The 13,389-nt window shown below is 71.7% G+C and carries 16 protein-coding genes; 10 read left to right on the top strand and 6 right to left on the bottom strand.

Annotated elements, in window-relative coordinates:
• Nucleotides 1-13 precede the first annotated feature (13 nt).
• Both ACE1OA_RS33910 and ACE1OA_RS33905 read right to left on the bottom strand, forming a co-directional pair.
• Nucleotides 14-409, bottom strand: coding sequence for a DUF2267 domain-containing protein (locus ACE1OA_RS33910; protein ID WP_356776855.1), 396 nt, complete (start codon nt 407-409; stop codon nt 14-16).
• A 95-nt stretch (nt 410-504) separates the two neighbouring features.
• Complete coding sequence (locus tag ACE1OA_RS33905) at nt 505-939, bottom strand: Hsp20/alpha crystallin family protein (RefSeq protein WP_356607888.1); 435 nt, start codon at nt 937-939, stop codon at nt 505-507.
• A 129-nt stretch (nt 940-1,068) separates the two neighbouring features.
• Between ACE1OA_RS33905 and ACE1OA_RS33900 the strand changes: the two genes are divergently transcribed.
• Together ACE1OA_RS33900 and ACE1OA_RS33895 are read left to right on the top strand one after the other, a co-directional pair.
• Entirely contained in the window at nt 1,069-1,740 is a 672-nt protein-coding gene (locus ACE1OA_RS33900; RefSeq protein ID WP_432753920.1) for an HSP18 transcriptional regulator, read from the top strand.
• Between the two features lie 19 nt (nt 1,741-1,759).
• Nucleotides 1,760-2,137 carry an STAS domain-containing protein gene (locus tag ACE1OA_RS33895; RefSeq protein ID WP_386542517.1) on the top strand — a complete coding sequence of 126 codons (378 nt, stop codon included), beginning with the start codon at nt 1,760-1,762 and terminating at the stop codon, nt 2,135-2,137.
• Nucleotides 2,138-2,141: 4 nt separating this feature from the next.
• On the opposite strand, the gene ACE1OA_RS33890 is transcribed toward ACE1OA_RS33895, so the two are convergent.
• The gene (locus ACE1OA_RS33890; RefSeq protein ID WP_384872416.1) at nt 2,142-2,729 is read right to left on the bottom strand and encodes a DUF2231 domain-containing protein; all 588 of its coding nucleotides are present in this window, start codon (nt 2,727-2,729) and stop codon (nt 2,142-2,144) included.
• A 275-nt stretch (nt 2,730-3,004) separates the two neighbouring features.
• Between ACE1OA_RS33890 and ACE1OA_RS33885 the strand changes: the two genes are divergently transcribed.
• The gene (locus tag ACE1OA_RS33885; RefSeq protein WP_356607896.1) at nt 3,005-3,175 is read left to right on the top strand and encodes a hydrophobic protein; all 171 of its coding nucleotides are present in this window, start codon (nt 3,005-3,007) and stop codon (nt 3,173-3,175) included.
• 193 nt (nt 3,176-3,368) lie between these two features.
• Here the strand turns inward: ACE1OA_RS33885 and ppk2 are convergent, their stop codons facing one another.
• Complete coding sequence (ppk2, locus tag ACE1OA_RS33880) at nt 3,369-4,394, bottom strand: polyphosphate kinase 2 (protein WP_432753919.1); 1,026 nt, start codon at nt 4,392-4,394, stop codon at nt 3,369-3,371.
• Nucleotides 4,395-4,625: 231 nt separating this feature from the next.
• On the opposite strand from ppk2, the gene ACE1OA_RS33875 reads away from it, so the two are divergent.
• The 3 genes from ACE1OA_RS33875 (at nt 4,626) to ACE1OA_RS33865 (ending at nt 6,720) form a co-directional block, all read left to right on the top strand.
• A complete protein-coding gene (locus tag ACE1OA_RS33875; RefSeq protein ID WP_356607900.1) occupies nt 4,626-5,084 on the top strand; it encodes a Crp/Fnr family transcriptional regulator in 459 nt (152 codons plus the stop codon).
• Between the two features lie 156 nt (nt 5,085-5,240).
• Entirely contained in the window at nt 5,241-5,843 is a 603-nt protein-coding gene (locus ACE1OA_RS33870) for a CBS domain-containing protein (RefSeq protein WP_432753918.1), read from the top strand.
• Nucleotides 5,844-6,096: 253 nt separating this feature from the next.
• Complete coding sequence (locus ACE1OA_RS33865; protein WP_356607904.1) at nt 6,097-6,720, top strand: CBS domain-containing protein; 624 nt, start codon at nt 6,097-6,099, stop codon at nt 6,718-6,720.
• A gap of 110 nt (nt 6,721-6,830) precedes the next feature.
• Here the strand turns inward: ACE1OA_RS33865 and ACE1OA_RS33860 are convergent, their stop codons facing one another.
• Entirely contained in the window at nt 6,831-7,913 is a 1,083-nt protein-coding gene (locus tag ACE1OA_RS33860; RefSeq protein ID WP_432753917.1) for a zinc-dependent alcohol dehydrogenase family protein, read from the bottom strand.
• Nucleotides 7,914-8,140: 227 nt separating this feature from the next.
• Between ACE1OA_RS33860 and ACE1OA_RS33855 the strand changes: the two genes are divergently transcribed.
• The gene (locus ACE1OA_RS33855) at nt 8,141-8,791 is read left to right on the top strand and encodes a CBS domain-containing protein (protein WP_432753916.1); all 651 of its coding nucleotides are present in this window, start codon (nt 8,141-8,143) and stop codon (nt 8,789-8,791) included.
• A 54-nt stretch (nt 8,792-8,845) separates the two neighbouring features.
• On the top strand, nt 8,846-10,192 hold the full coding sequence (locus tag ACE1OA_RS33850; RefSeq protein ID WP_356607910.1) for a nicotinate phosphoribosyltransferase: 1,347 nt from the start codon (nt 8,846-8,848) through the stop codon (nt 10,190-10,192).
• Nucleotides 10,193-10,429: 237 nt separating this feature from the next.
• Here ACE1OA_RS33850 and ACE1OA_RS33845 read toward each other — a convergent pair whose 3' ends face one another.
• On the bottom strand, nt 10,430-11,353 hold the full coding sequence (locus tag ACE1OA_RS33845; protein WP_432753915.1) for a universal stress protein: 924 nt from the start codon (nt 11,351-11,353) through the stop codon (nt 10,430-10,432).
• 155 nt (nt 11,354-11,508) lie between these two features.
• Here ACE1OA_RS33845 and ACE1OA_RS33840 point away from each other — a divergent pair, with 155 nt between their 5' ends.
• Nucleotides 11,509-12,393: a universal stress protein gene (locus ACE1OA_RS33840; protein WP_432753914.1), complete on the top strand. Its 885-nt coding sequence runs from the start codon at nt 11,509-11,511 to the stop codon at nt 12,391-12,393.
• A 6-nt stretch (nt 12,394-12,399) separates the two neighbouring features.
• Entirely contained in the window at nt 12,400-13,254 is an 855-nt protein-coding gene (locus ACE1OA_RS33835) for a universal stress protein (protein WP_432753913.1), read from the top strand.
• Nucleotides 13,255-13,389 lie beyond the last annotated feature (135 nt).

Here is a 13,389-nt window from a genome sequence, read left to right as displayed (position 1 = left end):
CCGGTGGGGACGGTCAGGTGGCGGGGAGGCGCCCGAAGAGAAGGTCGTAGCCGGGTGGGAGCTGGAGCAGGACCTCGCGGGTGAGCGTCTCTCCGGCCGCGGCGGCCACGGCGCTGAGGACCGCGCCGATGTCCCACAGGGCCGTTCTCTCGGTGGCGCCTTCGATCCAGGCCGCGGTCGCTCGGACGAAGCGTTCGGGCGAGAGCGGCTCGGCCGCCTGCAACGGAGCGAGAAGGACCAGGGCGTAGGCCTCGGGAAGGCGGGCGGCGAGCTCGGCTCGCACGCTGCCGGCCAGGTGGGCGCCCAGCAGAGCCAGAACGACGCGGGCCACCCGTTCGGCTTCCGCCCGGGTCCGGTACTCGCCGCGTTCCTGGATCTGGTCCAGGAACACCGCTCGCTGTACGGGCATCACGTCACCTCCGGAGCGGGGTGAAGGGGTGAATCGCGGAGGACGGGTGCGGAAGGGGATCGCCTCCCCGTCCTCCGCGACCGTTTCGGGCCGGTTCAGCCGGCGATCTGCTGACGGCCCGAAGCGCCGCCGACGGCGATCTTGCGGGGCTTGGCACGCTCGGCGATCGGAATCCGCAGGGTCAGGACACCGGCTTCGCAGGCGGCCTCGATGTGCTCGGTGTCGAGGGTGTCGGCCAGCATGATCTGGCGGGAGAAGACACCGAGGGGGCGCTCGGAGAGCTCCATCTGCACGGCCTCGCCCCTGGCGCCCGGGCGGCGTTCCGCCTTGACCGTCAGCATGTTCCGTTCGACGTCGATGTCGATCGCCTCGGGGCTGACGCCGGGGAGATCGAACACGATCACGTACTCGTCGCCGTCGCGATACGCGTCCATCGGCATCACGGACGGCTTCGACCAGGTACCCGACGCGCCGGAAAGCTGCTGGACGATCCGGTCCATCTCGCGGAACGGGTCGGTGCGCATCAACATCGTTCAACACCTCCAGTTGATCCAGGCAGTAACTGCCAATGCGCTTCAACTGATCCCGTTGTAACATGTCATCGAAACGATGACAAGTTGCAGTGTCATCAGGAGGATGACGCACACGGAGAGAGAGTCATGGACGAGGCAGTTCACCCCGCCGCCCGGGTCCCCTTCCTTGCCGCCGCCGCGGCGCTGGAGACCATCGACCGAGCCGTCAGGGACGCGCAGCCACCCACAGCGGGACCGGCGCCGGCGCTCCCGTCGGCGCCCGCCCCCGACTCGGGGCCGGACCCGGCGCTGGCCGCACTGGTGATGCTGCGCGAAGTACGTGAGCAGCTCGCCGGCTGGGAATCCGTCCTGATCGAGACCGCCCGCGACCGGGGTGCGAGCTGGGCCGAGCTGGCGGAACCCCTCGGGGTCGCCAGCCGCCAGGCCGCCGAGCGTCGCTACCTCCGGCTGCGCCCCGGCGCCGCCGGAAGCACCGGCGAGCAGCGTGTCCAGGCCACGCGCGACTCCCGCGCGGCCGAGCGCAGCGTCACCTCCTGGGCCCGCGACAACGCGGCCGACCTACGCCGGCTCGCCGGACAGATCACCGCCCTCACCGGCCTCCCCGAAGGCGCCCTGGGCGCCGTCGGGGAGTTGAACCTGGCCCTCGCCGACGACGACGCCGCCCTTCTCGTCCAGCCGCTCACGGACACCAGGCGTCACCTGCGCCCCGAGGACGCGCAGCTCGCCGCACGGGTCGACGCCGTGACCCGGCATACCGACCAGCTCCGCCAGGGCACCAACAGCAAGCGCGGCACGTGACCTGCCGGAGGTGGTCACCATGACTCCGCTCTTCGACTCCCACCGGCCACAACAGGCGCATCAGGCGCATCAGGGCGGGACCGACCGGCTCGCCGTTGCCGTGACGCCGACCGCGGGCGGCGTCCTCGTCAGGGTCCGCGGAGAGATCGACTTCGACACCGCCGGCCCCCTGAAGGCCACCCTGCTGCACGCCACGGTGACCTGCGACGGCGACCGCGTCGTCCTGGACCTGTCGGATGTCAGCTTCTGCGACGCCACAGGTCTGAACGCACTGCTGCGCGCACGCCTCTGGGCACTCGGCGAGCATCGCCACCTGACCATCGCGGCGGCCGGCCGGCCGGTGACCCGTCTCCTCGACATCACGGGGGCCGCCGCCCTCTTCAGAGACGCGCCGTAGCGCCCTACGCCACGGCGTCTGCCGCGAGCGCCCGCCGGTACGCCACGTGCCCGCCCAGCGCACCGGTCACGGCGACCCCGGCCAAGCCGCCCAAGGACCACAGGACGCCCTTCGCCGGGCGGCCCCCGAGCCGCGCCGTCAAGGACACCGCGTAGCACGCGACCGTGGCCACGTTCGCGAGCGCATGGGCGAGGCCCACCCGTGCCTGCTCGGGTCGCAGGTCCGCCCAGTCGACCCAGCCCGCGATCGCGGCCGGGCCCGCCCCCGCCAGACCGACCGCGGTCAGCGTCGTCGCCGCGCCACGGGCTCCCGGCACGGTCGTGTCGAGGACGGCAGCCGAGAACCAGCAGCCGATCGGCACCTGCACCAGCACGGGATGGACCGGGTGGCCCAGCGGCCTGCCCCGCAGCACCTCGCGCGCCCTCCCCAGAGGGAGGCCGCGGATCCTGCGTTGAAGGGCACGGATCGCGGGATCCGCCACGGTCGTCCGCTCCAGACGGTCCAGCATCGTGAGCCACCAGGAGGACGCGGTGTCGAGCACCGGCCCGGGTCCGTCCGTCGCGAAGGCATCCAGGGCATGTGTGTTGTTCATGCCCGACGCCTACCCGGCGCCGCGCCGCCGGTCGCGTGTACGGCGTCGACTGCGCCCGAACAGCCCTGATGCGGAACGCCGGCGCGTGCCGCTTTCCCACGGGGGTGCCTGCTCGATGGCGCCGCCTGCCGCCGCCCCCGCCCTGCGTCCGGCGGCGGACGCGGTGCACCGATCCAACCGGGCCTTCTTCCCGGAAGTCACGGAGAAACACACCTGATTTCCAGTGGAATAGCAGATGCAGAGCGGGGCACAAGGGCGATCGGAGGTTGATATAAATGGTTCCCCTGATTCTCGTCCTGCTTCTCGCGCTGATACTCTTCGGCGCCGGTTTCGCACTCAAGGCCCTGTGGTGGGTCGCCGTCGTCGTCCTGGTGGTATGGCTACTGGGATTCGTCGTACGCCCCGCCGGGCACGGCGGCCGCAAGAGCCGCTGGTACCGCTGGTAGAAGTCGCCCGAGAAAATCAGCCCACCGGCCCCGAGGCCGGTGGGCTTTCTCGCTTGTCCGCCGCTTTCTGCACCACATCCACATTCCGCCCGGCCTAAGGGCTGTCCCGTAGCCGTGGCCGGGCAGAAATACCGCGCCTCTTTTCCCGCTTTTCCGTCTGCGCGTTTTCCGTCTGCGCGGCGGTTTCAGCACCTCACGTCCAAGGCGAGTCCGGCGTCTTCGGTTCGGCGCCGCGGGGCTCGCCGGCGCTCTCCGGGCGGGGATGCAGGCCGGGGCCCCGGTGGGAGCCGGACAGCGGGGTGGGCGAGAGATCGGTGGGTTCTTCGCCGGGTTCCAGGAGTGTGTCGGCGGCGCCGACGATCAGAGGGTCGGGTCGCCCCACCGCCGTGCCGTCCTTCTGCTCGTAGTCGACGCGCTGCAGGAGGCTGCGCATCGCCTCCAGACGCCCGCGGCGCTTGTCGTTGCTCTTGACCACCGTCCAGGGCGCACGTTCCGTGTCGGTGGCCCGGAACATGTCGACCTTGGCGGTGGTGTAGGCGTCCCACAGGTCCAGGGACGCGAGGTCGGTGGGCGACAGCTTCCACTGCCGCACGGGATCCACCTGCCGGATCGCGAAACGGGTCCGCTGCTCGGCACGCGAGACGGAGAACCAGAACTTCACGAGCAGGATCCCGTCGGCGATCAGCATGTCCTCGAATTTCGGGCATTGCCTCAGGAAGAGTTCGTAGTCCTCCGGGGAGCAGAAGCCCATGACCCGTTCGACACCGGCGCGGTTGTACCAGGAACGGTCGAAGAAGACGATCTCCCCGGCGGTCGGGAGGTGGGCGACGTAGCGCTGGAAGTACCACTGCCCGGCCTCCTGCTCGGACGGCTTGGACAACGCGACGATGCGGGCACCGCGTGGGTTGAGCCGCTCCGTGAACCGCTGGATCGTGCCGCCCTTGCCGGCCGCGTCCCGGCCCTCGCAGATCACGACCAGCCGAGCCCCCGTCTCCTTCACCCAGCGCTGGAGCTTCAGCAGCTCGATCTGGAGGATCCGCTTGGTCCGCTCGTACTCGCGCCGCCGGATCTTGTGGTCGTACGGATAGTTCTCCTGCCATGTCTTGAGGGGAGCTCCGGTCGAATCCAGCAGTACCGGCTGCTCCGGCCGCTGGTCGTCCACGCTCAGTCCTGCCAGCAGATCCTCGGTCTCGGGCCGCTGCGCCCCGTGGTGGTTCATACCGAGCCCCTACCCACCGGACGGGGCCGCGATCATCACCGAGATGCGGACGTCCGAATCGACCCGCCGCACGTCGGACACCTCACGCCTCGCACTTCACCGCCCGATCTGCCGGATCTGCCCGATCTATCTGATTCCGCGAGAGACTTGCGTATGAGGACCATCCGGCCCTCCCTCGGTCCCCGCCGCGCGCAGAGACTGGAAGCATCCGCCCGATCAGGAGGTCCTCCCATGAGTGCTCTCGCTGCCCCGCGACTCACGGCGGCACTGTCCGCGGATCACCGCGACCGGCTGATGAACTGCGCCAGCCCGGCGGACTTCCCCGAAGGCACGCGGCTGTTCGAGGAGAGTGGATACGCCGACCGTTTCTGGATCGTCCGCACCGGTACGGTCACCCTGGACGTTCCGGTGCCCGGCAGGCGGCCGGCCGTGATCGACAGCGTGGACGCCGGGGAACTTCTCGGCTGGTCGTGGCTGTTCCCCCCGTACCTCTGGCACTTCGGCGCGGAGGCCATGACACGTGTGCGGGCGTACGAGTTCGAAGCCGCGACCGTGCGCCGGCTGATGGACGCCGATCCGAGCTTCGGCTCCGCCCTGGGGCACTTCGTCGGGCAGATGCTCGCCCATCGCCTCGTCGCCGCCCGCGTACGGCTCCTTGACCTGTACGCCCCGCATGGCAGCGGCCGGTAGGCACCCGCCCGTGCGCGCCGGCGCGGGCCGGCCGGGCGACGGTCGCAACGACGGCCCTCCCCCGTACACCCGCGCAGGTCAAGCCGGAAGTGGACGCCTGGCAGGAGACCACCGATGTGCTACACGCCGCCTTCGCATTCCACCGTGAGTGACGTCATGACCCACACCGCCATAGCGGTCGGCCGCGACGCGCCCTACAAGGAGATCGTCGCCCTCATGGACCAGTGGAAGGTGAGTGCGCTGCCCGTGCTGGAGGGGGAAGGGCGAGTCGTAGGGGTGGTCTCGGAGGCGGATCTGCTGGTGAAGGAGGAGCTTCGAGGTGCGGAGCCGCGCCCCGGCGAGTCGGACGAGGCAGCCAGAGCCGGCGCGGTGCGGGCCGGGGAGCTCATGTCGAGTCCGGCGGTGACCGTGCATGCAGGCGCCACTCTCGCCGAGGCGGCGCAGATCATGGCCCGGCGGAGGGTGAAGCGGCTGCCGGTGGTGAACGAGCTGGGGATGCTGGAAGGCGTGGTCAGCCGAAGTGATCTGCTGAAGGTGTTCCTGCGGAAGGACGATGAGATCGAGGCGGAGATCCGTCGGTCCGTGTTGGTCGGGACCGCGCTCGCTGCTCTGGACGTCACCGTGAGAGAGGGTGTGGCCACCGTGAGCGGCAGGCTGACGGACCGGTCGCTGGTGCCGCTTCTGGCGCGCGCCGCACAGGCGGTGGAGGGCGTGGTGGACGTGCGGATGGAGCTCGCCGCTGAGAACGGGGCTTCTTGACGGACCCTCCGGCGGCGGACGGCGATCGCCGGGCCGGGGGCACGGTGCCGCGGGCCGTGTGGGACGGAGCCGCCACGCGTTCCGGTGTGTCACGGTGACGGCGGTGCGCCTCGTCCGGGGCCCGTGCCGGCCGGTGCGGCCCGATCGGTCCCGGCACTGGGGACCGTTCGGCCCTCGCAGTTCACCGGCCCACGGCGGACGGTGAGAAGGCGGGGGAGCCCTCCGCTCCGACGCTCGATGAAAGAGGTGCGGCATGGAGCGCCTGAAGGTCGCCGACCTGATGACGGACCACGTGGTCTCCGTCGCTCCTCCGGCACGGTTCAGGGACGTGGCGAAGCTGCTCGCCGAGCACGACATCACCGGGGTTCCCGTCCTCGACGAGGACGATCACGTCGTCGGGGTCGTCTCGGAGACCGATCTGCTGGCACATCGAGGACTGACCGCGCGGGAACTGATGAGTACGCCGGCCGTCACCGTACGCGCGGAGGAACCGGTGGCGGACGCGGCACGGCTCATGGTCCGCCGTGGGGTGGAGCGCCTTCCCGTCGTCGACGAGGAGGACCGGTCGGTGGGGATCGTGACTCGACGTGACCTGCTCTGCGTGTTCCTCCGCCCGGACGCCGAGATACGACGTCGCGTACAGCAGGGGGTCCTCGCGGAGACGCTGGGCATGGCCGAGGAGTTGGTCGCCGTCCATGTCCTGAACGGCGTGGTGACGCTCGACGGCCGGGTCCGACGGCGCAGCCAGGCCCGGGCGGTCGTGGGGCTCGCGGAGCAGGTGGACGGTGTCGTCGCCGTCGTGGACCGGCTGTCCGTCGACGAAGACGTCTCCCGCTTCGCCGCCTCTGAGCCATCCCCTCAGCACCCCGTGCGGTGAACCCCCGACGCCCGTCACCCCATGTGGGTGTGACGGGTGCGGGTGTGACGGGCTCTCAGGTCAGGCGAACGTGGTGGGGCGACGATGACGGGCCGACGACCGGCGCATGCTCAGTCGGCTGCCGGAGGGTCGGCGACCGTCACGGCCGTGTGCTGCGGCCCGCCGAGCGCGACCTTGATCGCACCGGTCTCGGCCGCGCGGCCGAACACCTCGTACGCCTCCTCCATCTGCCCGAGCTCGAAACGATGCGTGACCAGTTCCCCCGCCGACAGCCGGCCGGCGGCCATCATGCGCAGCAGCATGGGCGTGGACGTGGTGTCCACGAGCCCGGTGGTGAGGGTGACGTCCTTGATCCACAGGTCCTCGAGGTGCAGAGTCGCAGGTCTGCCGTGGACGCCGATGTTGGCGACCCGGCCGCCCGGGCGGACCATGCGGGTGCACATCTCGAAGGCTTCCGGGAGGCCCACGGCCTCCATGACGACGTCCGCGCCGAGACCGTCGGTCAGGTCCGTGACGAGCTGCTCCGGCCCTTCGCCCGCGGTCGCGGTGGCGTCCGCGCCGAGCTTGCGGGCGGCGGCGAGCCGTGATTCCACCGGATCGACGGCGATGATCCGGCTCGGGCTGTAGAGCTGTGCCGTGGTGATGGCGGCCAGGCCGATGGGGCCGGCGCCGACCACGACCACGGTGTCGCCCGGTCGCACGCCGCCGTTCAGCACACCCACCTCGTACGACGTGGGGAAGATGTCCGCCAGCAGGACGGCGTCGACGCTGTCGACCGCGCTGGGCAGCGGGTGCACGGACAGGTCGGCGAACGGTACTCGGACGTATTCGGCCTGCGTTCCGTCGATGAGGTGTCCCAGGACCCAGCCTCCCCCGCCGCGGCACTGACCGTAGCGGCCCTCGCGGCAGAAGCGGCAGCGGCCGCAGGCGGAGATGCAGGAGATCAGGACGCGGTCTCCCGGCCGGACGGTGCGCACGTCGCCGCCTGTCTCGACGACGGTGCCCACCGCCTCGTGGCCGAGGACACGACCGGGCTCCACCTCGGGGACGTCGCCCTTGATGATGTGCAGGTCGGTGCCGCAGATGGTGACGGTGTCGACGCGGACGATCGCGTCGGCGGCGTCGATGATGCCGGGATCCGATACGTCCTGCCAGGCGGTGTGGCCCGCGCCCTGGTACACGAGTGCCTTCATGACGACGCCTTCCTGCGATGCCCCCGGGTCCCGGATGACGGAACTCACCACCAGACTCCCCCGTGACGCACTGCCCCGCATGAGCCGGTCGGTCCCCTGGAGGGACCCGGCGGGCCCATCCCGCCCGGCCCCGCGTCTGCGAGGGTGGATGGAGGACCCGCCGACCACTCGTGCATCGCCGCGACGGACCGGGCGAACCCCCACGCCCGCCCGGTGAGGAGCAGGCCATGACCAACCCGTACACCGTCGCCGACGTGATGACCGAGAGGGTCGTGGCGGTGCGGCCCGGCGCGGAGTTCAAGGAGATCCTCGCCGCCATGGAGCGAGGGAAGGTGACCGCCGTCCCGGTCGTCGAGGGCGAGGGCCGGATCGTCGGCGTCGTCTCCGAAGCGGACCTCCTGCTCAAGGAGGAACTGCGGGACCACCGCCTCGGCCTCATCGAACAGCTGAAGCGCCTGGACGCCACCGCCAAAGCCGGCTCCCGGCTGGCCCGGGACCTGATGACCTCCCCCGCGGTGACCATCCGCTCCGAGGCGTCCCTGCCACAGGCCGCCCGAACCATGGCCACCCACCACGTGAAGCGACTGCCCGTCGTCGACGAGCACGGCGCCGTCCAGGGCATCGTCAGCCGATCCGACCTCCTCAAGGTGTTCCTCCGCCCCGACGAGGAGCTCGCGTCCGAAGTACGCCGCGATGCCGTCGAGCACGTCTTCCCCCTGTCCCACCAGGACGTGGACGTACGGGTCGAAGCCGGTGTCGTCGTCCTGGCCGGCCACGTCCGGGACGCCTCACTGATCCCGCTCGCCACCCGACTGGCACGGGCCGTGGAGGGCGTGGTGGACGTGCGGTGCGAGCTCACCGGCGAAGCGGGGGGGTAGCCGCGCAGCGACGTCCCCCGTGCGGGTGGCCGGCCGGCCGTGCATGCTCGAAGTGTGTCCGAAGTGACGACGACCGACCTGTACGAGGTGACGATGGCCCTCTCGTACCTGCGGGAGGACATGCGCGGCCCGGCCACCTTCAGTCTGTTCGTGCGCGACCTTCCACCGGGCCGCGGTTTCCTCGTCGCCGCCGGGCTGGAACCGGCCCTGGACCACCTTTCCCGCTACCGCGTCGGGCAGGCGGACGTGGAGGAGTTCGCTGCCGTGCTGCACCGGCCCGTCGCGGACCTGGCGCCGCTGCAGGGCCTGTCCTTCGACGGGCAGGTGCGCGCCGTACCCGAGGGGCGGATCGTCTTCGCGGGCGAGCCGCTCCTGGAGGTGACGGCGCCCCTCCCCCAGGCCCAGCTCGTGGAAACCGGACTTCTGATGCTGCTCTGCCACCAGACCGCGGTGGCCTCGAAGGCGGCGCGGTGCATGCTGGCCGCCGCGGGGCGGCCTCTGGTGGACTTCTCGCTGCGCAGGACGCACGGGCCGGAGGCCGGTATGCAGGCGGCGCGACTCTGCGCCCTGGTGGGCTTCGCCGGCACCAGCAACGTCGCCGCCGCACGCCGCTACGGCATCCCGGCGGCGGGCACGATGGCCCATTCGTACATCGAGGCCTTCGCCTCTGAGGAGGCCGCGTTCCGGGCCTTCGCCCGCACGCATCCCGGCCCGGTGACCTTCCTCGTCGACACGTACGACACGGCCCGAGGAGTCGCGACGGCGGCACGCGTCCTGAACGACCTCGGCCTCGGCCCGGAGTGCGCGATCCGGCTCGACAGCGGCGAGCTGGGCGCGGAGGCCCGCCGTGCCCGTACGGCACTTGACGCGGCAGGACGGGAGGATGTGCGGATCATCGTGAGCGGCGGCCTCGACGAGTACGGCGTCGCCGCACTCGTACGCGAAGGTGCGCCGATCGACGCCTTCGCCGTGGGCACCAAGGTCGGCACCGCGGCCGACGCGCCCTATCTCGACGCGGCGTACAAGCTGGTCGAGTACGACGCCCGTCCCATGATGAAGCTGTCGGTCTCCAAGGTGACGGCACCGGGCCCCAAGCAGGTCTTCCGCGGTCCCGGACTGCGGGATGTCGTCGGCTTGGCGAACGAGGAGCCGCCCGCGGGCACCGAGCCGCTGCTGCGGCCGGTGATGCGCGGCGGACTGCGCACCGAACCGCCCGCTGCCCTGTCGACGGCCCGCGCCCGCTTCGAGGCCGATCTCGCCGCGCTTCCCGAAGAGGCGCGCCGCGTCGACGGGCCGATCGCACCGGTGCCGGCGGCATCGATGCGGCTGACGGCCCTGACCGCGATCGTCCGGCACCGGCTCGAGGAGCAGGCGGGCACTCCGCGGAGGCCGCCGGGATGAGCCGCAGCCGTCGCGCGTGCAGGAGTGCCCCCCCTTCGATCCCGGCATCCGCGCGGCTTCGTCGGGGCGCCGGGCGCGGACCGGCGGCGGGCGGAGAGCAGGCGCGGTCGTCCGCGTGCGACTCCGCCGGAAGCCCGCACCCGGCCCGTGCCGGACGGGCCGGGAGCCGACTCCGCCGGAAGCCCGCACCCGGCCCGTGCCGGACGGGCCGGGAGCCGATGCCGGTGAGGACGTCGTTCACGTCAGGTGATCGTCCGTCGCTCGTCGTCGCGGGTCGCCGAAGCCGGGCGGGACGATCTCCACGGGACAGTGGGAGTGGTGGATCAGGCTGTGCGCGACGCGGCCCAGGGAGGGGCCGACGCCCAGCGGGCGACGGCCGCGCCCCATCACGAGCAGGTCGGTGCGGGCACTTGCCTCGACGAGGATGCCGGGGACGCTTGTGCCGGTCTCCACGTGGTGCCCGATGATCAGCCCGGGGTAGAAGTCGCGGACGTGGTTGGCGAGGTCCCTCACCTCGTGGACGCGCCGATGGGCGACGTCGTCGAGGTCGTCGAGCATGGAGGTGATGCTGCCCATGTGGGTGAGCACGTTCCACACGCTGACGACGCGGAGAACCGCTTTGCGGGCGTCGGCCTCGGCGGCCGCGACCAGCAGCCATTCGAGGTCGTCGGCGCCGTGGACGGCCGCGGTCACGGAGCCTGTCTCCGGACGCTCGGCCTCCCCACGTACGACGATGACGGGTACGTGGGCCCGGGCGGCGACGCCCAGTCCGATGGAGCCCAGCATCAGGGTGGAGAAGCCGCCGAGGCCCCGGTGTCCGACGACGACGGTGCCGTGGAGGGCCGCGGCCCCTCTGAGGCCGGCGATCGGTTCCCGGCGGCTGAGTTCCGTGGTCACGGTGAGGTCCGGGAAGCGTTCGTGGACCGCTTTCGCCGTCTCTTCGAGCAGGTCGCGGCCTGCTTCGCGTACCGACTGGACCGTCTCGGCGGTGGTGTGGCGGGCGCGGCTGTCGGTGTCGGCCGCGTGGACGAGGTGCAGGGGGCGGTGACGGTGGTCGGCTTCGGTCGCGGCCCAGAGCGCGGCGGTCCACGCGGAGGGCGACCCGTCGACACCGACGATGATGTCGCCGAGTTCCGGCCGGCCGAGGGTCTCGCTGGTCATGGTTCCACCTCCGGAACTGCTCCACCTCAACGCTATCCCGGTGGGCGCGCCCGGCATGGGCCGTTCGGCCCTGATCGAGACCTGCCCGGCCCTGCCGCCCAGGGGGCGGCCGGCGTCAGGCTGGGATGCGGGGAGGCTGTTCGAGGAGGTACGTGATGACGGCCCACGTCACCGTCGGTCTGGACGGTACGGAGGAGAGTTTCGCCGCCGCTCGCTGGGCGGCCAGGGAAGCGGTGCTGCGTGAAGTGGCCCTGCACGTGTTGCACGTGGACGAGTGGCCTGCCGCGCCCGAACTCCCCGACTCGTACGTCCACGCCGTCGCCGAGCGGGCGGACAAGCTGCTGCAGAAGGCGGTGAACCAGGCGCAGGAGGACCATCCGGGACTGGAGGTCGTCGCCGAACGGGTGGCCGGCAGAACGGCCGACGTGCTGACGGCCGCGGCGAACGAGGCGGACCTGACGGTGCTCGACTCGCGCCGCCTCGGCGGCGTTTCCGGCTTCGTCGTCGGTTCGGTGTCCCTGGCCGTGGTCGGGTCGGCTCGGCACCCCGTCGTCCTCCTGCGGGCCGACCGCGCGGCAGGCCGTCCGATGGCGGCGCGAGGCGGGATCGTGGTGGGCGTCGACGTGTACCGCCCGTGCGAAGCCCTGCTCGCCTTCTCCTTCGGGGAGGCAGCCCGTCGGGGTGTTCCGTTGCGGTTCCTGCACAGCTGGACACTGCCGGCGTCCTACGGCTACGCAGCGATCATGGATCCTCAGGCGGGCGAGGAGCTCGGCGAACGCATGATGGACAACCTCGACGAGCTGGTCGATCCGTGGCGCAAGCGGTACCGGGGTGTCGAGGTCACCGCGAAGGCCGTCGTGGGTTCCGCTGCCTACCAGTTGGTGGAGGCGTCACGCACGGCGGACCTCGTGGTGATCGGGCGTCGCAGCCGGAGGATGCCGATCGTTCCCCATCTGGGCCACGTCGCTCACGCGGTCATCCACCACAGTCCGGCACCGGTCGCCGTGGTGCCGCTGCCCGCATCCCGGACGAGGAGGTGACCGATCATGACGCGACACATCGTGGTCGGCCTCGACGGCACGGAGCAGGCTGACGCCGCCGCGCGATGGGCGGCGCAAGAGGCCGGGCTGCGCGGCACGGGTGTGCACCTGGTGCACGTGCGGGAGCCCTCACCCGAGGCGCTGCTGCCGTTGTCGTCGCGCCGGCCGATCGAGTCCTGGGCCGAGGACCTGCTCGAGCGCACCGCGACTGGGCTACGGGAACACCATCCAGGCCTTCCGGTCACCACCGGGCTGCTTCCCGCGGAGCCGGTGAGCAGCCTCGTCGCGGCGGCCGAGGACGCCGAACTCCTGGTCCTCGGATCCCGCGCGATGAGCGGCGTGGCCGGCTACCTGGTCGGCTCGGTCGGCATGACCGTCGCCGGCCGGGTCGAACGCCCCACGGTCCTGGTGCGGGCTGAAGGAGTCCCTGCTCCCGGTGGTCCGGTGGTCGTGGGCGTCGACCTGCGCCACCCCGTCGACACCATCCTGGGGTTCGCATACGAGGAAGCGGCCCTGCGCCCCGGCGGGGTGCGTGTTCTCTACGCCCAGCAGCTCTCGCTCCTCGGCAACCTCGGACCGGCCGTCGTCCCTGACGTCCGTCTCTCCGTCGCCCCGGAGATCCAACGCTCGCTGGACGACCTCCTGGCCGGCTGGCACGCGAAGTACCCCGAGGTGCCTGCCACCGGCGCGGTGGTGATCGGCTCCCCCGGCCAGGAGCTGGTGCGGGCGGCACAGCACTCGCCCCTGCTGGTGGTGGGCCGTCACGCCCGCCGCTCCGCACTGGGCACCTCTCTCGGCAGCGTGGCCCACGCCGTCCTGCACCACGCTCACGCTCCGGTCGCCCTCGTTCCGCACCTCTGAGGCCCGGGCCCTGCCCGCCCCTGACCGCTGCCGGAACCCGTCGGACCACGGGGCTCGGGTTCGCCGCCGCCCTGGCCCCCGGCGCACCCTGAGGCAGGCAGGGCCGGACGATGCGGGCCGCCGGACCCGGCCTCG

This window comes from Streptomyces sp. JL2001 (assembly GCF_050917515.1).
Taxonomy (GTDB): domain Bacteria; phylum Actinomycetota; class Actinomycetes; order Streptomycetales; family Streptomycetaceae; genus Streptomyces.
This window is presented reverse-complemented; position numbering and strand designations above follow the sequence as displayed.